The 21,020-nt window shown below is 68.2% G+C and carries 17 protein-coding genes; 5 read left to right on the forward strand and 12 right to left on the reverse strand.

All coding sequences use genetic code 11. From position 1 onward, the window contains the following. Positions 1-16 precede the first annotated feature (16 nt). The 3 genes from B5483_RS06640 to B5483_RS06650 all read right to left on the reverse strand — a co-directional run bounded on the left by B5483_RS06640 (position 17) and on the right by B5483_RS06650 (position 4,899). The gene (locus B5483_RS06640; RefSeq protein WP_217698191.1) at positions 17-1,213 is read right to left on the reverse strand and encodes a CaiB/BaiF CoA transferase family protein; all 1,197 of its coding nucleotides are present in this window, start codon (positions 1,211-1,213) and stop codon (positions 17-19) included. A gap of 35 nt (positions 1,214-1,248) precedes the next feature. Next, entirely contained in the window at positions 1,249-4,035 is a 2,787-nt protein-coding gene (locus B5483_RS06645; protein ID WP_079729795.1) for a TonB-dependent receptor plug domain-containing protein, read from the reverse strand. A 120-nt stretch (positions 4,036-4,155) separates the two neighbouring features. Beyond that, positions 4,156-4,899, reverse strand: a complete 744-nt coding sequence (locus B5483_RS06650) for a GntR family transcriptional regulator (RefSeq protein ID WP_079729796.1) — start codon at positions 4,897-4,899, stop codon at positions 4,156-4,158. A gap of 193 nt (positions 4,900-5,092) precedes the next feature. Between B5483_RS06650 and B5483_RS06655 the strand changes: the two genes are divergently transcribed. From B5483_RS06655 to B5483_RS06670, 4 genes are all read left to right on the forward strand, one after another. Next, entirely contained in the window at positions 5,093-5,926 is an 834-nt protein-coding gene (locus B5483_RS06655) for an HpcH/HpaI aldolase/citrate lyase family protein (RefSeq protein ID WP_079729797.1), read from the forward strand. Next, positions 5,923-7,596 (forward strand): alpha,alpha-trehalase TreF, encoded by a 1,674-nt coding sequence (gene treF / locus B5483_RS06660; RefSeq protein ID WP_079729798.1) that lies wholly within the window; start codon positions 5,923-5,925, stop codon positions 7,594-7,596. Before B5483_RS06655 ends, treF begins: the two co-directional genes overlap by 4 nt. After that, positions 7,587-8,909, forward strand: coding sequence for a sugar MFS transporter (locus B5483_RS06665; RefSeq protein WP_079729799.1), 1,323 nt, complete (start codon positions 7,587-7,589; stop codon positions 8,907-8,909). The genes treF and B5483_RS06665 overlap by 10 nt, the downstream gene beginning before the upstream one ends. Positions 8,910-9,004: 95 nt before the next feature. Further along, the gene (locus tag B5483_RS06670) at positions 9,005-9,220 is read left to right on the forward strand and encodes a hypothetical protein (protein ID WP_079729909.1); all 216 of its coding nucleotides are present in this window, start codon (positions 9,005-9,007) and stop codon (positions 9,218-9,220) included. Between the two features lie 473 nt (positions 9,221-9,693). On the opposite strand, the gene B5483_RS06675 is transcribed toward B5483_RS06670, so the two are convergent. The 3 genes from B5483_RS06675 to B5483_RS06685 are packed head-to-tail and all read right to left on the reverse strand — an operon-like array spanning position 9,694 to position 14,944. Continuing rightward, entirely contained in the window at positions 9,694-11,364 is a 1,671-nt protein-coding gene (locus tag B5483_RS06675; protein WP_079729800.1) for a YmdB family metallophosphoesterase, read from the reverse strand. Continuing rightward, positions 11,361-12,587, reverse strand: coding sequence for an MFS transporter (locus B5483_RS06680; RefSeq protein WP_079729801.1), 1,227 nt, complete (start codon positions 12,585-12,587; stop codon positions 11,361-11,363). The genes B5483_RS06675 and B5483_RS06680 overlap by 4 nt, the downstream gene beginning before the upstream one ends. A 35-nt stretch (positions 12,588-12,622) precedes the next feature. After that, on the reverse strand, positions 12,623-14,944 hold the full coding sequence (locus B5483_RS06685; protein WP_079729802.1) for a TonB-dependent receptor: 2,322 nt from the start codon (positions 14,942-14,944) through the stop codon (positions 12,623-12,625). A 273-nt stretch (positions 14,945-15,217) separates the two neighbouring features. Between B5483_RS06685 and B5483_RS06690 the strand changes: the two genes are divergently transcribed. Continuing rightward, positions 15,218-16,087: an HAD-IIA family hydrolase gene (locus B5483_RS06690; RefSeq protein ID WP_079729803.1), complete on the forward strand. Its 870-nt coding sequence runs from the start codon at positions 15,218-15,220 to the stop codon at positions 16,085-16,087. On the opposite strand, the gene B5483_RS06695 is transcribed toward B5483_RS06690, so the two are convergent. The 6 genes from B5483_RS06695 to B5483_RS23650 all read right to left on the reverse strand — a co-directional run bounded on the left by B5483_RS06695 (position 15,999) and on the right by B5483_RS23650 (position 20,981). Further along, entirely contained in the window at positions 15,999-16,877 is an 879-nt protein-coding gene (locus B5483_RS06695) for a MurR/RpiR family transcriptional regulator (protein WP_079729804.1), read from the reverse strand. The genes B5483_RS06690 and B5483_RS06695 overlap by 89 nt on opposite strands. Positions 16,878-17,086: 209 nt before the next feature. Continuing rightward, positions 17,087-17,536 (reverse strand): hypothetical protein, encoded by a 450-nt coding sequence (locus B5483_RS06700; RefSeq protein WP_079729805.1) that lies wholly within the window; start codon positions 17,534-17,536, stop codon positions 17,087-17,089. Between the two features lie 295 nt (positions 17,537-17,831). Beyond that, on the reverse strand, positions 17,832-18,299 hold the full coding sequence (locus tag B5483_RS06705; protein WP_079729806.1) for a hypothetical protein: 468 nt from the start codon (positions 18,297-18,299) through the stop codon (positions 17,832-17,834). A gap of 69 nt (positions 18,300-18,368) precedes the next feature. Beyond that, positions 18,369-20,162 (reverse strand): ParB/RepB/Spo0J family partition protein, encoded by a 1,794-nt coding sequence (locus B5483_RS06710; RefSeq protein WP_079729807.1) that lies wholly within the window; start codon positions 20,160-20,162, stop codon positions 18,369-18,371. Positions 20,163-20,298: 136 nt separating this feature from the next. Beyond that, the gene (locus tag B5483_RS06715) at positions 20,299-20,712 is read right to left on the reverse strand and encodes a DUF2958 domain-containing protein (protein ID WP_079729808.1); all 414 of its coding nucleotides are present in this window, start codon (positions 20,710-20,712) and stop codon (positions 20,299-20,301) included. Next, positions 20,709-20,981 carry a zincin-like metallopeptidase domain-containing protein gene (locus tag B5483_RS23650; protein WP_079729809.1) on the reverse strand — a complete coding sequence of 91 codons (273 nt, stop codon included), beginning with the start codon at positions 20,979-20,981 and terminating at the stop codon, positions 20,709-20,711. Before B5483_RS23650 ends, B5483_RS06715 begins: the two co-directional genes overlap by 4 nt. Positions 20,982-21,020: the final 39 nt, after the last annotated feature.

Raw genomic sequence — 21,020 nt, forward strand, 5'->3', positions numbered from 1 at the left:
TCCTTGGCTCCCGCCTTTATATGATGCCCTGGATGCGAAGCGCTTCGACCTCCTCCTTCGCAAGGCCCAGCAGTTCCTCGAACAGCCAGCCATTGGAGCTGCCCAGCGCCGCCCCCGCAACCGGCAATCTCGGCGGGGTGCGCGACATCCGCGGCAGCGCCGCCGGCAAGGTCAGCCCGCCGGCGCGCGGGTCGGTGACGCGCAGCAGGTTGGCGCGGGCGTCATATTGCGGGTCGGCGAAGATGTCCTCGATGGTCAAGAGCTTCGCGCAGGGCACCTCCTCGCGCTCGCAGCGCGCGAGAATTTCGGACGTCGAGAGCCCTCCCATCCAGGCCGAGACCAGCGCGTTGACCTCCTCGCGGCGGGCCAGGCGTTCCGGGGTGGTGGCATAGCGCGGATCGTCCGCCAGCTCGGGACGCTCGATCGCCAGGGCAAGCCTTTGCCACATCCGGTCGTTCGAGCAGGCCAGCGCCAGCCAGTCGCCGTCGGCGCTCCGGTAATGGCTGTGCGGCACGACATTGACCGTGTCGGCTCCCATCCGCTCGCGGACGAAGCCGGTCGCCGCGTGGACCGGCGCGATTTCGTCGAGCAGGCGGAAGATGGGCTCGTAGAGGCCGATATCGATATGCTGGCCCTCGCCGGTCCGCTCGGCGTGGCGGAGCGCGATGAGCACGCCGACGGCGCCGTATATGCCCGAGATATAGTCGGCGAGCGAGGTCGAGCCGGGCACGACGGGCACACGGCCCGGCTCGCCCGCGAGATGCGCGAGGCCGCTGAAGGCGTGGGCGACGCGCGCGAAGCCGGGCCGGTCGCGATAGGGGCCGGTCTGGCCGTAGGCGCTGACGCTCAGCATCACGAGCCGGGGATTGATCCTGGCGAGATCGGCATAGCCCAGGCCCCAGCGCTCGAGCGTGCCGGGGCGGAAATTCTCGAGCACGACGTCCGATTGGGCGACGAGCCGGCGGAACAGCGCGGCGCCTTCTTGGCGGCGCAGATCGAGCGTCGCGGCGCGCTTGTGGCGCGCCTCGCTCAGCCAGACGTAGCTGTCGCCGCAGGGCGCCGGCGTGCCGAAGCATCGCAGCGAGTCGCCCGTGCCCGGCCGCTCGATCTTGATCACCTCGGCGCCGAAGTCGGCAAGGATGGTCCCGCAGAAGGGGGCGGCGAGAAAGGTCGCGATGTCGAGCACGCGGATGCCCTCGAGCGGCGCGGTCACAGTGGCAGGCTCCCGATCGTCGTCCCGCAGCTGCGTCACATCCGCACCCGGACGCCGACCTTGAAGAAGCGGCCATAGCGATCGTAATTGCCGCCGCCCCCGCCGAAGCCGAACGGCGGCTCGCGGTTCAAGAGATTGTCGATGCGGCCGTAGAGCGTGAATGTGCGGCCCTCGCCCCAGCCGATCTCCTGCTCGGCGCTCAGATTGAGGTACCACACGCCTTCGATGTGGTTGTTCTGGAGCTGGCCGATCAGCGAGTTCTGGTAATTGCCGCTGCCCAGATAGCTGGCGTCCATCCCCAGCGTCGTGCCGCCGCGCTCGTAGAGCGCGCTCAGGTCGAGCGTCCAGCGCGGCAGGGTGAAGACATTGATGTCGCCCAATGCGTTGGTGATCACCCCGGCATTGCCGATGTCATATTTGCCGAGCCGGTTGGCGAGGCCGCGCAGGGTCAGCGTGCCGCCCGAGGCGATGCCGAGACGGCGCAGGTCGGCGCGATAGGCCGCCTCGATGTCGATGCCGTTGGTCCGGATCTGCTGGAAGTTGAAGTAGCTGCTCGTCACGCTCACCGGCTTGCCGGTCGCGTCGCGGGTGATGAAGCCGCACAGATTCTGGTCGCCCGCCTGGCAGCCGTTGAGGATCGGCTGGAGCGCGAGCTGGGAGATGGCCCCGTCGATCTTGATGTCGAAATAGTCGACCGACAGGCTGAAGCCGGGCAGGAAGCGCGGCTGGACGACGACGCCGGCGGAGAAGGTGTCGGCCTTTTCGGGAACCAGGCCGGCATTGCCGCTGGTGAAGGTCGAGACGCTGATCGGCTGCAGGTTCCTCGGGTCGATCGCCGGGGAGTTCGAGGTTTGCATGACCCGCGGCGATTGCAGCTCGACGATGTTGGGGGCGCGGATGTCGCGCGAGCGCGTCACCCGGAAGCGCAGGCCCTCGACCGGCTCGTAATTCCCGCCGACCTTCCAGGTCGCGACGGTCCCGCTCGTGCTGTAATGGGTGACGCGCGCCGCCGCGTTGAGCTCGAGATTGTGCGCGAAGGGCAGGTCGCGGGCGAGCGGGACGACCGTCTCGGCATAGCCTTCGACGACGTCGATCGCGCCGCTCAGGGGCTGTGGATTGGTGTAGATGAAGGCGTTGGCGGCCGAGAGCGGATCGACCGTCTGGGCGAGGGACTCGTGGCGATATTGCCCCCCGACGGCGAGCGAGACCGGCCCCGCCCAGGTCGAGAAGGGCTCGCCCGAAAGACTGGCATCGAGCGTGGTGAGCCGCGTGCGCAGGTCGGCCTCGGCCGCGCCGAGGAAATAGCCGAGCGCGGCGGCCGAGGGCGATCCGACGCCGAACAGATTGACCGGCACGCAGCCGTTGCTGGGATCGGTGAGCGTCGAGCGGCAGACCGGCTGCCCCGTCGTCGGGCTGATCACCGCGTCGATCGCCTGCGCGTAGCGCGCGCGGATCGGGGTGTTGTAGGTCAAGGTCTCGAGCCTGGACTCGCCGTAGCTGGCGCTGGCCTTGAGCGTCCAGCCAGCGCCGAGGCCCATGCGCAGGCCCGCCGACAGGCGCCAGACTTCGGCGGTGCGCGTCGCCTTGGTCGGGCCGTTGTCGTGCGAGAAGCGTCCCAGCTGGAAGCTGGTGAGGCCGAGCGCGGCCATCTGCGAGCGGATCTGCGCGGGGAGGAAGGCATTGTCGTTCTTGATGGTGATCAGGCCGTTGAGCGCGGTCGCGGCGGGGACGGTCTGGAAGCGCGTGACGCTCTTGCCGTAGAGCCCGTCGACATAGGCTTCCGCATCGCCGCCGAGATCGACCGTGGCGCGGGCGAAGGCGGTGCCGCGCTCCTGCGGCGAGGCGAGCATCGCCTCGTAGGAGTTGAACGGCAGATCGTCGCGCCGGCCGGGGCAGAGCTGATAGGTCGAGGTCTGAGGCGAGCACGGCGTGATCACCCGCGTGGCGCCGCCGGACAGGAACTCGGTGTTGGCGAGCGGGCCGCCGACGATGAGGCCGCCGAAGGTCGAATTGGGCGTGTAGTTATAGCGCGTCAGGATCAGCGGCAGCTGGCCGTTGCCGGCGACATAGGCGGGGTTGCTGACCACGCCATAGGGCGCGGTGAAATAGTCGCGGCTGCGCGCGTCGAGACCGTCATTCTTGTAATATTCGCCGCCGGCGATCAGATGGACGCTGCCGAGCGTCCCGCCCCAGCGCAGCGCGGCCTTGCGGCTGGCGCCGTCGCCGTGGGTCGAGATCCCGGTCTCGAGCTGCGCGTCCAGGCCCTTGAAGCGGCTGTCGACGATGAAATTGACGACGCCCGCGACCGCGTCGGAGCCATAGGCGGCCGAGGCGCCGCCGGTGACGACGTCGACCCGGTTGACGAAGATCTGGGGAAGCAGCGCGAGGTCGACGGTCTCGGTGTTGGTGGTCGGCACCATGCGCTGGCCGTCGAACAGGACGAGCGTGCGCCGGGGATCGAGGCCGCGCAGATTGGCGAAGCTCTGCCCGCCGGTGCCGGAAACCGAAACGCCCGCCGTGGTCGGGGTCGAGGTCTTGCGGAAGGCGGGCAGGAATTTGAGCGCGTCGACCAGCACCGAAGGGGCGCGGGTCTCCAGGATGTCGCTGCCGATCACGGTGACGGGTGTCGGCGCGGAGAAGCCGGCGCGCTCGATATGGCTGCCGGTGACGATGATCTCCTCGATCGTGGCCTGGTCGGGACCGCTCGCCGCCGGATCGGGCTCCGGCTTTGGCTGCGGGCCTTGCTGCGCGAGCGCCGGCGTCGCGAGCAGGCAGGCGAAGGCGGCTCCGGCCAGCAGCCGGCGACGATAGCGAATCGACATCAATCCTCTCCCCGTTTTTCTGTCGGGGCGCGTCTTGCTGCAGCGGACCGTCCGAGTCAATAGATCCGATCTATTATTTTTTCTTCCGATCTTATGCCCCCATTCCTCCCTCCACCGGGCTCAGTCGTCGAAATCGATCCGCATGCTGTAGATGAAGTCGGTGCTGCGCTGGGTGTTGACCGAGATCTGGAAGATCCGCTGGTCGGCATCGAAATAGCGGCGCAGGATCCGCAAGGCCGGCGCGCCGGGCTCCTCGTCGAAGACCGCGGCGTCTTCGGCGGTGAGCGCCACCGCGTTGATCTCCTGCGTGGCCCCCGCCGCATGGATGCCGTAGGTCTCGGCGACCCATTCGTAGACGAGGCGGCTGCCGAAGTCGGAGATCGGCGCGACGGGCGCGCGATCGGCGTCGATATAGATGCGCACGATGCCGATCGGACGGCGGTCGCTGGGATCGACGCGGACGCCTTCGAGATACCACCAGCTGCGCAGGTCGTCGCAGCCGAGCTCGCGCGCGAGCTTGCCGTCGGTGAGGACCTTGCGCGGCGTGCTGAAGGCGACGGTGGTGCCGGCAGCGAGCTGGAGCAGGTCGCGCCGCGAGCCGGCGACATGGCGGAAGGCGCGGCTCGAGCGCCGCGACAGGACGCGGGTGCCGGCGCGGCGGCGGCGCTCGACGAAGCCCTGGCGCTCGAGCTGGGCGACGGCCTCGCGCAGGCTGTAGCGGGTCACGCCGTATGTGGCGCAGAGTTCGTCCTCGGTCGGCAGCAGCGCGCCCGGCTCGAACGCTTCCGATTCGATCGCGTCGCGCAGCTGCTGATAGACGATCTGCTGCCGCGCGGGCTTTCCGCCGGGCGTCTTCTCCTTCATCGACCGGATCCCTCAACCATGGCGCCGCCTTTGCCTGCCATCAGATTTCCCCTTTCCATATCGGCTGAAAGTGCCCTTGCCGAGCCTCCAACGCAATTTGGGCGGATTTTTACGTCTTACATCCGATCTATTGACAAGCGATGACCGCACGATATCCCGGACGGCAGAGAGGACGACGGACAAGGAGAATCGGATGGCGCCGGCAAGGCCATGGGCGGGACGCAGCCTGCTGTTCGTACCTGGAGACCGTCCCGACCGGTTCGACAAGGCGCTGAAGAGCACGGCCGCGGTCGTCTGCCTCGATCTCGAGGATGCGGTGGCGCCTGCCGACAAGCCGGACGCGCGGCAGGCGGTGATGGCGCGGCTGGCCGAGCGACCGGATCCCCGGCTTGCCGTGCGCATCAACACGCTCGCCTCCAGGGACGGCATGCTCGATCTGCTCGCGCTCGAGGCCTTGCCCTCCCTGCCCCTGATCCTCGTGCCGAAGGTCGAAAGCGCCGAGGAGCTGCGCATCGCGGCCGCGGTTCTTGGGCACCGGGGGCCGGCCCTGGTCCCGCTCGTCGAGACCTTGCCGGGCATTGCCCGCGCCGCCGAGATCGCCGGCGCGCCCTTTTGCGCGGCGCTGATGTTCGGCGGCGCCGACTATGCCGCCGAGCTCGGCGTGGCGCCGGCCTGGGAGCCGCTGCTCGCGGCCCGGCACGCGCTTGTCGCGGCGGGAGCGCTGGGCGGCGTTCCGGTCATCGACATGCCCTGGCTGGACATCGAGGACGAAGCCGGGCTCATGGACGAAGCGAACCGGGCCCGGGCGCTCGGCTTCTCCGCGAAGGCCGCCATCCATCCCGCACAGGTGGATCCCATCGAAGCGGCGTTCCGCCCGAGCGAAGCCGAGATCGCGCACGCGCACGCGGCGGTCGAACGCTTCGAGGAAGCGGGCGGCCGGGCGATCCGCTTCGAGGGCGAACTGCTCGATGCCCCCGTCATCAAGCGCTATCGGCGTCTCCTCGCACTGAGCGGAGCACTGGCGTGATCGCCGCCGGACGCAGCTGTGCGACCGCCCGCCGCCGGCACCCGCCGCGCGTCCTCGCCGCCGCGGCGTTGGCGCTATGCCTCGCCCCGCCCGCGCAGGCGCGGCCGCAGACGGTTCCGCAGCCGCCCTCGGTCGCGTTCGAACCCCTTTATGCGCAGGCCGCGCACGCCCAAATCACGCCCGACGCCAAGCAATTGGCGGACGCCGTTCCGCAAGCCCCGCCGGCCGAGATCATGGCGCGTTATCGCGAGGAACGGCCGGCCTCGCCCGAGGCGCTGCGCGCCTTTTACGCGCGCTATTTCGCGGTCGACACACGCGCGTCCGGCCACTCTCAGCCGACGGCCGGTCTCTCCCTGCGCGCGCATGTCGCCGAGCTCTGGCCACTCCTGATCCGGCGCACCCCGAGCGTCCCAGCCTATTCGTCGCTGCTGGCCTTGCCTCACCCCTATGTCGTGCCCGGCGGCCGCTTCACCGAGATCTATTATTGGGACAGCTATTTCACGATGCTGGGGTTCGCCCCCGAGCAGGCCGGGCTGCGGCGCGGCATGGTCGACAATTTCGCCGATCTCATCAGCACCTATGGGCACATCCCCAACGGCAACCGCAGCTATTATCTGAGCCGCTCGCAGCCGCCCTTCTTCTTCAAGATGGTCGCGCTCACCGATCGGGACCGTCCGGCCAAGGCCTTCGCCGCCTATCTGCCCGCGCTCAGGGCCGAATATCGCTTCTGGATGGACGGGGCGGCGGGGCTCAAGCCGGGCGAGGCCGCGCGGCGGGTCGTGCGGATGCCCGACGGCGCGCTGCTCAACCGCTATTGGGACGATCGCGACGTCCCGCGCGACGAGGCCTACCGGGTCGACACCGAGGCCGCGCGCACCGGCGGCCGCCCTGACCCTGTGGTCTATCGCCACCTGCGCGCGGGTGCCGAGAGCGGCTGGGACTATAGCTCGCGCTGGCTGGCCGACGGCAAGACGCTGGCGAGCGTGCGCACCGGCGACATCGTGCCGCCCGATCTGAACAGCCTGCTGTTCGGGCTCGAGCGGGCGATCGCGCAAGGCTGTGCCGAGGTGCGGGACACGGGCTGCGTGACCGCGTTCGAGGGCAAGGCCGCGGCGCGCGGCCAGGCCATGCGCACCTATCTGTGGAATCCCGCGACCGGTCTCTACGACGATTATCTGTGGACCGAAGGGCACCCGCTCGGCCATGTCACCGCCGCCAGCCTCTACCCGCTCTATGTGGGCGCCGCGAGCCCGACCGAGGCGGCCAGCACCGCGCGCGTGGTCGAACGGGACCTCCTCAAGCCCGGCGGGCTCGTCACCACCACCGTGACCAGCGGCCAGCAATGGGACGCGCCCAACGGCTGGGCGCCGCTGCAGTGGATCGCGGTCGAGGGGCTGCGAGCCTATGGCGAGACCGGGCTCGCCGAGACGATCGCGACGCGCTGGCTGACGACGGTCGCCACCGTCTATGCCGACACCGGCAAGCTCCTCGAGAAATATGACGTGGTGACGCTCCGGCCCGGCGGCGGCGGCGAATATCCGCTCCAGGACGGGTTCGGCTGGACCAACGGCACCGCCGTCGCCCTGATGAATCGCTACCCTTCCGCGTTGACGCCACGGCCGGTACCGTCGGGCGGCCCCCGCCAGCAGGAGCGCGCGCCGTGGCCCTAGCTTCGCAATCCGCCAGCGCCCCCGCGCCGGCCCCGATCGGATCGGTCGGCGGCCTGCGCGGCTTCGTGTTCGCGCTGTTCTTCATCTTCGGCGGCATCACCAGCCTCAACGACGTGCTGATCCCCAAGCTCAAGCACCTCTTCACCTTGAGCTACGCCGAGGTGATGCTGGTCCAGTCGGCCTTCTTCCTCGCCTATCTTTTAATCTCGATGCCGGCGGCGATGCTGGTGCAGAAGCTCGGCTACATGCGCACCGCGGTCGCGGGGCTGCTGACGATGACCGCGGGCTGCCTGCTGTTCCTGCCGGCCTCCGCCTCGGGCCTCTTCGTCACTTTCCTCGCCGCGCTGTTCGTGCTCGCCAGCGGCATCACCGTGGTCCAGGTCGTCGCCAACCCGCTGATCTCGATGCTGGGCCCGCCCGCCACCGCGCACAGCCGGCTGACCTTCGCCCAGGCGTTCAACTCACTGGGCACCACCCTCTTCCCCTATGTCGGCGCCATCCTCATCCTCGGCAGCCTCGCTGGCGTCGACGAGAGCACGCTTTCCGCCGAGGCGCTCACCGCCTTCCGCGCCGCGGAGACTCGCGTCATCGACCGCACCTATCTCGGCCTTGCCGCGGCGCTGATCCTCGTCGCCGCGATCGTCTGGCTCGGGCGCGACCGCCTGCGCGAGGAACGGCGCCCCGTCGCCAATCCCTTGCGCTCGCTCGACCTCCTCAAGCGGCCGCGCTTCGCCTTCGGCGCGGCGAGCATCTTCCTCTATGTCGGCGCCGAGGTCGCGGTGGGCTCGCTGCTCGCCAACTATCTGATGCAGGCCGACACGCTGGCGCTCGCGCCGCGGGCCGCCGGCGAGCGCGTCGCGCTCTATTGGGGCGGCGCCATGGTCGGCCGGTTCATCGGCGCCTGGCTGCTGCGACGCTTCGCGCCCGCCCATGTGCTCGCCGCGGTCGCCGTCGGCGCCGTCACGCTGCTCGCCCTTTCGGGGTTCAGCACCGGCCTCCTGTCCGGTGCCACGCTCATCCTGGTGGGGCTCACCAACGCGATCATGTTCCCGACCATCTTCAGCCTCGCCTGCGAAGGCCTCGGCCTCCGCGCGGCGGAAGGCTCGGGGCTCATCTGCATGGCGATCGTCGGGGGCGCCATCATACCGCCGCTCACCGGGCTCGCCGCCGACGCCTCGAGCTTGCGGGCCGCGCTCATCGTGCCGGCGCTGTGCTATGCCGGCATCGCCGGCTTCGCCCTCTACTGCCGAAGTCATCCGAGCCATGTCTTTGCCGTTGCGCCGCCCGTGCCTCGCCCTACGGCTCTTTCATGATGCGTTGTTTTGGAGACATATGCCTCGCGCTGGCTCGGCGACGCTTGCCCGATCGGCGTCGTTCGCCATAGATGCCGCCGAGCATGGGGGAATTCATGACGACGGTTTTGGCGCAGGTGCGGGGATTGATCGAGCGGCTCGCGCCCGAGCCGGTCTGCGACGACTGCATAACCGAGCGGCTTGGCCTTTCGGTGCGCCAGCACGCCAATCACAAGACGCGCGAGCTGGCGGGTGAGCGCGGCTTCGAGCGGCGCCTCGACCCATGCGTGCTCTGCGGCGCGACCAAGAAGGTCATCCGCAAGCTCAAATGACGGAAGGAGCACGGTTCCTAATTGCCACGGCCATGGCGTTGCTGCTGCCCACGGCCGCGGCATCCGGCGCGCCGGCGGATGCTCGGGTCGCCTATGTGATCGACGGCGACACCTTCAGGCTCGAAACGGGCGAGCGCATCCGCGTCGCAGGGATCGACGCCCCGGAAACCCAAATCGGCCAAGCCCGCTGCCGCGCGGAAATCGCGCGCGGCGAGGCGGCAAACAAGGCGCCCGGACCCTGCTCGACGGCCGCACGGTCAGGCTGCGCCGGGTCGGGCGCAGCTACAATCGGACGGTCGGACAAGTCTCGCTTGATGGCCGGGACGTGGCGGCGATGCTCGTGGAAGGCGGGCTTGCCGCCTGGTGGCCGCGCGGCGCGCCAAAGCCCGACTGGTGCCGACAGCCCTAGCTTGGGTGCGTCCCGCCCTGCACACGCCTGCGAACCAACTTCGAGTCACCTCTTCGGCTGCAGATCAAGCCGCTTGCCAGCCACGGGACGTGTAGACCCAGCTTCCCGCCGTGCCGCACAGGACCGGCAGGACCTCCTCGTCGAAGGCGCGGATGGAGATGCACCGGCGCGCGATCGTCCACAGGCCGTCGACCTTCGCAAGGTCAACGATTGCGATCTCGTGCGGCGCTTCGATCAAAGGGCCGCAGGCGATGGCGAGGACATTGTCCCTGACCCATTCGCCGCGCAGGTGAAGATGGCCCGAGAACACGATTTGCGGCATCGGGCAGCGCATCACCGCCGCATGCACTTCGGCGAAATCGCGTAGATCGCCCGCATGCTTGAAGCCGGCGCGGCGGACCTCCGCGGCGGTCGGCACCAGGGGATAGTGCGCGAACAGGCATCGCAGCTCGTCGCCGGCCAGCATCGGCGCCAGCGAGCCTCGGGATTGCGCGACCCATGGCTCATCGCTCGCCTCCAGATCGAGCGCGGCGAGTTGAATGCCGCCGGCGAGGCGCTGCCCGGAAAAGGGGCCTTGGCTGACGAGGCCGGAGCTGCGCCCTTGCGTCATTTCCCGCAGACGCTTCCCGCCGTCGCCGACATCATGATTGCCGGGCAGCAGCCAGGCCCAGCACCCCAAGGCCTCGGCCTCCTGCAGGACACGCTCGAAAGCCGCCGCGTCGCCGCGGTCGCTGAGATCGCCGAGCACGACGACGAGATCCGCGCCTTCCTGGCGGCAGCGCTCGAACGCCCGCGCGAAGAGTTCGGGTGATTCCTTCAGGCGATAGGGATTGTGCCAGCGCACCTCTTTCGGGGGATCGAGGTCGACATGCGGGTCCGCGATCAGGCCGATGCGCAGGTAGGTGCGGTCGTCGCCCCGCTGCTCGGGCTCGGCGACCATTGGCGCGGAACCGTTCGCCCCCAGGTCCTCAGGCACCCGCTCGAGTCGGTTCAGGGGTCCGGCCCCCAGCGTGGCGACGACGCCATCGCAGACCATGTCGCCGCCGAGCAGCGCATAAGGCTGCGGATCGGGCGCGGCGCCGGTGAAGGCCGATACCGCCCACTCGGGCGAAAATCCGCCGATCCCTGCGTTCGGTCCGACCATGCCGACGTCGGTGACAAGCATCGTTCCGCGGGGGAGCCGATGGTCGTGGCGCGACGCCTCGTGCCCCAAGGTTCCGAAGACGACGTCGACGCTGCCGTCGACGGCATGGCCAAAGACCCGCACGTCATGGGGATTGCCGACCGCATGGACGATCACGCGCTCGCGTGTCGGAAGGCTCTGCCAGGCCTCCCAGGGATCAGAAGGGGCGTTGCCGATGTCGGTGACGCACAGGTTGACGAAGAGCAGAGGCTCACGGTTCACAGCGAGCTCGACCCATCCGCGGCCGGGGCGATCGGCGCCGGCGTTCATCGCGCGCACGACCCATGGCAAGGCGTGGACGAGGTTCGCCTCGGGGCCGTCGAAGGCGTGCGACCCGAGCGTGACGATATCCGCGCCGGCGGCCTTCAGGCGGTTGACGTGGTGGAGCGTCGTTCCCGATCCGCCCATCGGATGGGGGCCGGTGATGGCGCTGTTGTCGGCATTGACGATCACGAGATCGATCGCTTCACGCCGTCTGAATTCGCCGAGGCGGCTGCACAGATGGTCGAGGCCGGCCGCGCCGGTGATGTCCCCGAAAAAGGCGACTCTCATGCCGCTGCTCCCGCGTCCGCCCCGGGGGCTTTTGCAATCATGCGCGAAACCGGCAGCATCAGAACCGCCGAAGCCAGGATCGACAGGACGAGAAAATATTCCAGGCCGACATAAGACTTCCAATCCATCGCGACGGCGCCGAGCGCCGCGCCGATCGAATAGCTCACCGTGTTGACCGCCGCTCCGAGCGAATTGAGCCGCCCGCTGGGATCGATCCTGCTCAGCAGCTTGACGACGAAGGGGCAGACGATGTTCCACGACATCGCGTAGACGGCGAGCCCGGCGATGAAGAGCGATGGCGGTCGCGGACCCAGAAGAATCGCAGGCGCCGCAATCGCCAGCAGCAGTCCGATCAGCAGGGCCAGGGTCGACGGCAGGCGCTGTCCGCCCAGGCTGACGGCCAGCGCTGTCACGACGCCGGCCAGCGAATAGACGCCGAGCCCCAAGGATATCGTGCCCGACATGTGGCCGTAGTGATGCGCGGCGAGCTTCATGAACGGCCAGAAGCCCAGCGACGCGATCAGGAAGAGGAACAGCGCGAACAGCACGCCCGCGCCCAACGCGGTTTCCCTGCCGCCCAAGCCTTCGCGCCAGGCAGCCGACGTTGCGGCGCGGGCGACGGGTGCAGGAACCATGCCTCCCGCGGCCCTGCAAAGCCGGTCGAGCGCCGCCGCTGCCACGATCGCCCAGGCCGCGAACAAGACAAAGATCGCATCGCCCCACCCGCTGTCGACGAGACTGTTGAGCACGGGATTGGCGCAAGCGGCATAGAGGCCGCCGGCGAGCAGCATCGCCGCATAGGTCCTCTCGGGGCGCTCGGTCCTTGCGATGAAGATGGCCCCCAGGCCGACGACGAACCCCTCGGACAGGCCCGATGCGGCGCGAAGCGCAAGGACGGCTGAGACCGAGAGGTCCAGCGTGCAGCCGAGATTGGCGATGGCGAACAGGCCAAGCGCAGCAAGGCCGACCGGCCGGACCCGAGCGCGTGCCCCGACCACGGCGGCAAGGAGATTCCCTACCGCCGTAAAGGCGAGCTCGAAGGCCGCCACATAACCGGCCGCGGCGGCGGTGCCTCCGATCCTGGCGGCGAGCTGGGCATAGACGATCGGTGAGACGAAGGAGACCGAATAGCCGGCGGTCATGAATAGGACGATCAACAGCGTTCGCCTTCCGCGGGCGTCCGTGAGCGGCTTCGCCAGGGTCGGCAGGGATGAAGTCGCCATCTTGATCCAACTCGTCTTGGCTCGGCCGCGCGCGGCTAGAACTTTCCGCTCAACTGGATGCCGTAGATCACCGGGTCGTTGATCATGCCTGTCAGGTTGTTGAAATCGATCGCCCCGATCACGCGGATCTGATCGAGGCAGTTGCGGCAGAAGGCGGCCACCTCATATTTGCCGTCGCCCCAGCGAAAACCGCCGCGCAGGCCGAGATCGGCAAGGGGACGTCCGGTGAACTCCTTCGACTCGTAGAGGAAGAAGTTGACACTGCTGCGATAGGCAAGGTCCGCGTTGAAAAAGAGCTCGCGGCCCGCGGCGACCGGTACCGTATAGGCGACGCCCGCGTCCAGCGTCCATTTCGCCGCTTGCGGCAGGGGATTGCCGTAGATCAGCGCATTGCCCTGGGCATTGCGCGGATCGGTCACGGTGCACGATGCGCACACGGCCACCGCCAGGTCGCGGTCCTCGATGCGCGTGCGGTTATACCCGGCCGAGGCGGACAGCTGGAGCCGATCGGAGACCTTGGCGTCCATTTCGACCTCGCCGCCGTAGCCGACCGATCGCCTGGCATTGAGGAGGCGGGTCGAATTGTCGGCGCCGCCGACCGCGGTGAGCTGCTGGTTGCGGACGCGGTAATAGTAAATGTCGGCATTGAGCTTGATCCGGCGATCGGCAAGGAACGACTTGAACCCGATTTCGGCGGACCGGTTGGTCTCGGCCTTGGCGATCTGGATGCCCACGGTGTTCGTCGGCGCGCCGAAGCTCGGCGCCCGAAAGCCGGTGGCGAGGCGTCCGTAGATCTTGAAATCGGGCGTGACGGCATAGGTCGCGCTCAGGTCGCCGCTGAGATTGTCGCCCTTCGCCCGCGCGCGGGTCTGGGCGAAGCTCTGGTTGAAGGCATCGACGATGGTGAAGGTCTTGGCGTCGTGGGTGAAGCGCAGGCCGGCGCGCAGATCGAAGCGCGCGCTGGGCTTGAAGACCAGCGAACCGAAGGCGGCGTAGGCGTCATTGTCCTGGCGGGAATGGTTGGAGCTGGTCAAGGTCGTGCCGGTCTGCTCGTAGATCAGGCTGCCGGCGGTGGTGGTGTCGTGAAAATAATAGAGGCCGGCCAGCCAGTTGAGCGGCCCGGCATAGTCGGACGCCGCGCGCAGCTCCTGCGTGATCTGGTGGTGGTCGTCGATCGCGCCGGCGCTGGAGACCGGAAAGGGAATGCCGATCACGCTGCCGTCAGGACGGGTGACGGTCGGTCCCATGGTCGGCTCGAAGGCGGCGCCATAGCCGCCGTCGGTATCGGAGAGGCCATAATAGGACAGGATCGTCTCATAGCCGGTGATCGAGACCAGGCTGACGCCCGGCAGCTCGAGCATGAGCCGCGCACTGGCGCCGATGCTGTCGAAATGGGCGGTGTTGCGGCTGTCGCCATAATAGGCCGCCGGATCGAAGCCGGGAACGATCCGGTTGGTGCCGGGCGTGATGATGTTGGCGCGGAACAGTCGCGCCGATCCGGTCTGGTGCCTTCCGTGGACATTGAACAGCGCGCTGAACCGGGCGTTGGGCTGGTAGAGCAGCTGCAGCCGCCCGGCGACATCGTCGAAACCCTCGAGCCTGGACGCGTTGATGGGATCGCTCACCCAGTCGTCGCGGTGCTGGACCTGCACCGAGGCGCGCGCCGCCATGACATCGCTGAGCGGCACGTTGAGCGCGCCGGTGAAGCTCGCGGAATTATATCTCCCCTCGGCGAGGCTGAAGCTGCCGCTCGTCTCGCCGAGCACGGGTTTGACCGACTGGATCTGGACGACACCGGCCGGAGCATTGCGGCCGAACAATGTGCCCTGGGGCCCGCGCAGCACTTCGACATCGGCGACATCGAAGATCGGAAAGGCCTTCAATGCGGCATTCTCCGCAACCACGTCGTCATAGACAAGCGAGACGGGCTGCGAGGCGAAGATGCTGAAGTCGGTGTTGCCGTAACCCCGAATATAGAAGCGCGGGAAGGTACGGCCGGCCGACGATTCGATGTTGAGGCCTGGGACGCTGTTGGCGAGCGCCCTGATGTCGCCGCCGGCAGCGAAGCTCGCGACCAGCTGGCGCGGCTCGATCACGCTCGTGGAAAAGGGAACATCCTGCTCCTTCTCGGTCCGCCGGGTCGCGGTGACGACGATGTCGTCGGCCTGATCGATCGCCGGACCGGCATCCGCCGAGCCTCCAACCGGGGCGCCATCGGCCAAGGCCTGCGCGCTTGCGGCCGCTGGCGATAGGACGAGCAGCGCCGCCCCGAAGCAACCAATAGCGGCGAAGCCACCGTGCGGCGATGTATCTTTTGCCCGCTGCGCGCCTGCGCTGGACCTTGCGAATCTGCCCATCAACCCGTGCCCTCGATCGAACCAAAACGGCTTGGCCAGCTCGAACGGGCCGCCTGCCGTCGGTGAAGAGCTAGCACTGCGTTGTGACAGTTTTATTATTATATATTCACTTGATTCCATATCGCACAGTGAGGATTATGCACTGACACGCTGGGCGAGCCCTTGCCCGCAAAGGAGAAAGCCGCGGTGGTCATCCTGCCTGTTTTCGATTCTTGCAGAGCGCGGTGCGCCGGGCCCGCCGCCGGGCTCCGTCGCGGGCTACGGGTCTGACACATGGATCTCGATGCGACGGCGTCCATCGTCGAAGAGGCCGATGCGCTGCTGGTCGACTGGGACGGCTGCGTGATGCAGGGCGGCCGCCTGATCGAGGGCGCCGACCGGTTCCTCAGGCGGTTTCGCGACAAGATCCAGATCGTCTCGAACAATTCGACCGACCTGCCCGACGCCTTTGCCGAAAGGCTCGCCCGCGAAGGCGTGCCGATCGACACGGCCCGCGTCCATCTCGCCGGTCATCTGGCGGTCTGGCATGTCGTGCTCCATCACCCGGGCGCCCGGATCTTCATGCTGGCGACGCCCGAGCTGCGCGGCCATGCACGGACCTGCGGGCTCACGCTGGCGAAGGGCCAAGAGGACGCCGACACCGTCCTGCTGCTGCGCGACGTCGGCCTGACCTATGACAAGCTCGGCCGGGCGATCAACCTGGTCCGGGCGGGCGCGCGCCTGATCGTCGCCAATCCCGATCTCACCCATCCCGGCGACGATGGCGCGGTGATCCCCGAGACCGGCGCGCTGCTCGCGGCGATCGCGGCCTGCGCGCCCGCCGCCGAGCCGCTGATCATCGGCAAGCCGTCGGCCGCCCTGTTCGAGCAGGCGCTGCGCCGCGCCGGAATCGAGCCGGCAAGCGCGGTCATGATCGGCGACAATCCCCTGACCGATATCGCCGGCGCCGAGGCGCTCGGCCTCAAGGCGGTGCTGATCGATCCCGCGCGCGGGGTCACGCTGGGCGCGCTCGCCGACCGGCTGGAACGCCGCGATGCGGGGGCCCCGCGCGGTGCTAGAAGCGTTTCTGTCCCAGAACGTCGAAGGTGTGCTGCAGCGCCTCGACCGAGCGGTCGTGCCGTGCCAGCGCCAGGTTCGCGATGAGCGCGTCGACGATGGAGAGCTGGGCGATACGGCTCGTCATCGCCTCGGTCCGGAACTTGGTTTCGCGGGCCATGGTGTGGAGCACGACGTCGCAATAGCGCTGGATCGGCGACTTGCGGAAGCCGGTGATCAGGATCGTGCGCGCGCCCGCCTCCTTGGCGAGGCGGGTCGCCGCGATCGTCTCCTGGGTCGAGCCCGAGTGCGAGATGGTGATCACCGTCACCCGCTCGTTGGCGAGCGAGGCGCTGACCGCCTGCAGATGCGAATCGTCCGCCATCCGGGTGAGCAGGCCGATGCGCATCATGCGGTAATGGGCGTCGGCCGCGACCGGCGCGGCGCTGCCGATGCCGTAGAGCTCGATCCTGTCGGCCTCGAGGATCAGCTCGACCGCCTTCTTCATGTCGCCGGCGCTGAGCACGTTGAGCGTGTCCTGGAGCGCGGCGATATTGGCGTGGAAGATCTTGCGGTTGGTCGTGGCGATGTCGTCGCCGGTCTCGAGGTCCTCGTGGATGAACTGGGTGGGCGCGACCAGGTCCTGGCCGACTGCGACCTTGAGCTGCTGCAGCCCGTTGAGGCCGAGCTGGCGGCAGATCTTGATGACGTAGCTTTCGCTGACGCCGGTCGCCTCGGCGAGGTCGGTGACCGACATGCCCATGAAGTCCTCGGGCCGGGCGAGGATGAAGTCGATGACGCCCGCGCCTTTCTCGCCCATGCCGGGCTTGGCCGTGCGCATGCGCGAGAGCACGCCGACCGGCGGCAGGTGCGTCTGGGAAGCGGCGTTTTGCGTCATAGGCAGTCCTCGAAATGCGGGCTCGACTCGATACAATCTGTACTTATCATTCACCGACGCGCGCGCATCCAGTGCAGATTCCTGCACGCCGCGCCAGTGGAGCCAGCACCACCCGGGTGGGCCGGCACCGAAGCGGGTAAAGAAAGAAGAATTATGTCGGGTCGATGACGCGCCGGCGGGACGGCGCGCGCGCAGCGTCGTGCGAAGGATCACCGCGCCGCGACATCGCGCCCGAGCGGCGGCCCCGCGATCGATTCCGATCGTACCGCCGCGAGGCTCGCGAGCGCGGCGACGCCGACCGCGAGCGCGCCCACCGCTCCGATCACGCTTGCCGCAGTCGCGCCGGCGCCGCCCAGCCGCATCAGTCCCGCGGCCACGCTGAAGCCGGCGATGCCGGCGGGAATGGCGAAGAGCGCGGCCACGCCGCCGCGCACCAACATGGGCAGGCGCGACGTGAGAAGGATCCGGCCGAGGAGGAAGGCGGCGACGGCGACGACGAGCGCCAGCAGCAGGCCGGCAAGCGGACCCGCCTCGCCCCGCGCGGCCCACACGAACACGCAGATGCCGAGCCAGACCGGCAGCGCGTGAGCGGCAAGCCGCAGCATCGTCCAGGCCAAGAGGACGATACCGGTGAGCGAGAGGATGAGGCCGAGGATCATGGGACGGGTTCCGCTGGGCGGCGGAACATAGCAGAAACGCGGATTCGACTGAAGGTCGGTCCGGCGCGCTCCGGACTCGTCCCACCGCGCCGATTCCCGAACCTGTCGCGCCGATCAAGGCCGCGCCGCGAAGCCGCCTCGGCGGCGAGCGGCGCGGCCGATTTTTTTGGGGTCAGTTTCGGCGCGCAACGCGCGGGCCGGCGGCGGGCCGGGTTCGTTATCCCACGCCAGCGCGCGAGCAGCGTCGCTGGCGAGCGCACATTCGGCGAACGCAAAGCTGTCCCGCATGTCGCTGTCAGCTATCGCGGCTCGCCTGCATGTCGGGCACGACGACGAAGGGCGGGATCGTGAAGTCCGCAACCTCGAAATGCGCGATGATGGCGGCATAGGAGCCGAGACGTTCGGCGGTGGACCGACCGATGACGACATCGTCATCCTCGTCGGCCGCATAGCATGTAGGCTCGCCGCTGCCCGTAAAGACGCAGCGCTCCGCGCCCCATTGGCCGGGATAGCCGCCCGACCACCGCGCGAATGCCAAGCCATTCTCGACACAGAAGGCTTCCAAATCCTCGAACCGGCCCCAGGCGACTTCGTGCGCCATAAGGCGCAGGGGTTCGTCCACGGGAAGCGTGGCGGGATCGAAGGCCGTTCCTTCCCAGTCGATGCCGACCCGCTCGGATTCGATGACGAGCGAGAGTTCATCGAGCAGGCTGGCGGGCAGCCGCCCGCCGATGGTGATAGATACCGATACGCGATCGGCCATGACACATCTCCTTGGAAAAACTGTCGGAAAAGGAACGGACGGCGGTGAAGCGCCGTCCGTCCATTCACCTCACGCGGCAAGCGGCTGTGTGACGGCTTCGCTTTCGTGCCGAGCGGGTGCGTCGGCGTCTTCCGCATCCGCCCCTTCGTCCACCGGACGGGCGGCGAGCGCCTTGGCGTGGGCGGCGACCGAGCCGACGCCGCCGCGTGCCGTATAGGCGGACGGCGGGAAGGCCATCCAACGGGGCACCCAGCCTTCGGTCTTGGCGCGTCCGTTGGCGCCGTCGAGGCAATCGCGGACGATCTGCTTCAAGGTCTTGCCCTTTTCCTTGGCGTTGGCAGCGGCGACCGGCTCGCCCGCGAGATCGGCGACGAGCCGGGTGAGCACCTCCTTGTCGCGCAGCAGGTCGAAGAAAGCGTCGTCGGCCTGCCAGTAACGCGCCATCTCGACCCCGATCGTGGTTCCCACCGCCTCGACGGCGGCGCTGCCCGCCGCAAGCGTCTCGCCGATGACGACGGCGATCACCGCCATGACGGCGCTGTCGGACAGGTCGAGCAGGCGCAGGAACACGCCCGCCAAGCCGAAGTCGTCGCCATTGCCGCCGGTGACGGTCGGCTCCTCGGGCGAGAAGCCGAGCGAGGCCAGCACCGCGCGGCGCTTCTCGTCGAAATCGGCCTCAGCCCGGCACGTCTCGACGCTCTCGCGGACCTCGTCGTGCCGTGTCGCCTGCGGCTCGGGCCGGACGGTCCAGAGCGGCGAGCCGACGATGGCATGGGCGACCATCAGCCGCAGCGCGGTCCCCGGATGGGCGAGCAGCGCCGCGCGCACGGCGGCATGGCGATGGAGGTCGACATAGGTGTTGAGGGTGCTGGTCAGCTCGGGCCGCGCGGGCTTTTCGCTGCTCGCGATGGACTCGCCCTTTTCCAGCCGGCGCGCCTCCTTGCGGGTGACATAGCCTTCATGAAAGCTGACCTCGCCGCTCTCGCGCACATCGATATAGACGCGCCCGCCCTTGCGCTTGGCCGCCTTCTCATATTCCCAGCCGTGGAAATAGTCGCCGCGCGGGACGATCACGACATCGGACCATCCGGCGTCGAGATAGGCGGCGCGGCGCTCGGCGATTGCGGCCTGCTGCGCGGTCCAGAAGGCATCGCTGTCGGCGAAATAGCGATCCTCGCCGAACAGGTCGGCGATCACGGCAAGCCCGCTCGCCTCGACGTCGAACAGCGCCTGTCCGGCCTTGATCGACTGGCCGCCGAACAGCCATGCCTTCAATTGGTGCCCGGTCGGGCAATAGGCATCGGCATCGTCGTAGAGCGCCAGCCAGGCCTTTTGCTGGCTCTTGCTGGCGAGGGTCAGGTGGCGGACGGTGGCCGCGTCGATCTCCTGCCTGCGGTAAAGGTCGCGGATGCGCGGCAGCAGATTGCCGAGCGCGAGGATGCGCTTCACGCCAAGCTCGGGAAGGCCGAAGGTCGCGGAAATGTCCGCCACCTCGCGGCCTTCCTTCACCAAACGCGTGAAAGTTTCCCACTGCGTCACCTCGTCGGGGTCGAGCCGCGCGATGTTCTCGATCAGCGAAGCCTCGATCGCGTCGGCATCGTCGCCATCCTCAAGAATGGCGCAGGGCAGTGGGCCATGGTCGATGCCCTCTGTACGGACGATGCCGTCCGCCGCCCAGCGCCGCGCGCCCGCGACGATGCCGGAGCGGTCCTCACCGTTGGCCGGCTTGACGATGAGCGGCACGATGACGCCGCGCTTGCGAACGGTCGGGAGGATATCGGACACGTCCGGGGCCTTCTTTCCATAGCGCATGTTCGTTTTGTCGACGAAGAGCTTGTCATGCTCGATAAAGTCCAGTTTCATGGGTCTTGCCTCTCGAAGGTGCCGGTCCGTGTTTCTTTCCGGGAGTGCGGACCGGCTTTCATCTGGCGGGAAACGCCCGCCCGCGTCAGGGACCTCATCAAGTGCTACTTTGACGGGAACCCTCATCCGTCTGCCTTCATCGATGGGAAGGTGGCGGAAGCTCGTTCGCTGCGACGCGGCGCAGCAATCGCTCGGCACCGAGGATCGAACCGGCGCGCCGCGACCATTCGGCCCATGTCGAAAGCGGATGCGGGCTTGCGAAGGCGATGTCGCGCTCGATCCCCAAGCCGAACGGAAGCCGCACGCTGGCGATTTCGGAGAGGCTGAACGTCCCCAGCTCGGGACAGCCGAAGCCGAGGTCGGCGAGGCCGAACAGCGTGTCGTCGTCCTCGAACAGCTCGGTGGCCAGCCACGTCGCGGCCCCGACGGGATTAAAGAATTTGACGACGGGAACTGGGTCGGGCTCGGGCTGGCCGAAGCACGCCACCGCGCGGCGGCTGATATCGTTCGCGCGCAGCGCGAAGCGCAGATCGGGGGTGAGCAGGATCATGCCGCCAGCTCCCCCATTTGCGAAACTTGGCCCTGATCCTTCGCCGCCTCATGGCGCGCGAGCAGCCAGTCGGCGGCCTTGCTCGCTGCGCTCGCGGCGCGGAAGATGGCGCGATTGTCCTCGCGCAGCACATCTAGCCAAGACGCGATATAGTCGCTATGCCGAACCGTGGGACAAACTCCGAGCGAAGCACAAAGAAAGGCTGATCCCAGTTCGGCGACATATCCTGACAGTCCAGCCCCAATCGGGACCGAGGGAGAGAAAAACATCGTCTGCCTCTAATCCTGCCCAAAACCACATGCCCCCGG

Origin of the sequence: Novosphingobium mathurense (assembly GCF_900168325.1) — a bacterium.
Lineage (GTDB): Bacteria > Pseudomonadota > Alphaproteobacteria > Sphingomonadales > Sphingomonadaceae > Novosphingobium > Novosphingobium mathurense.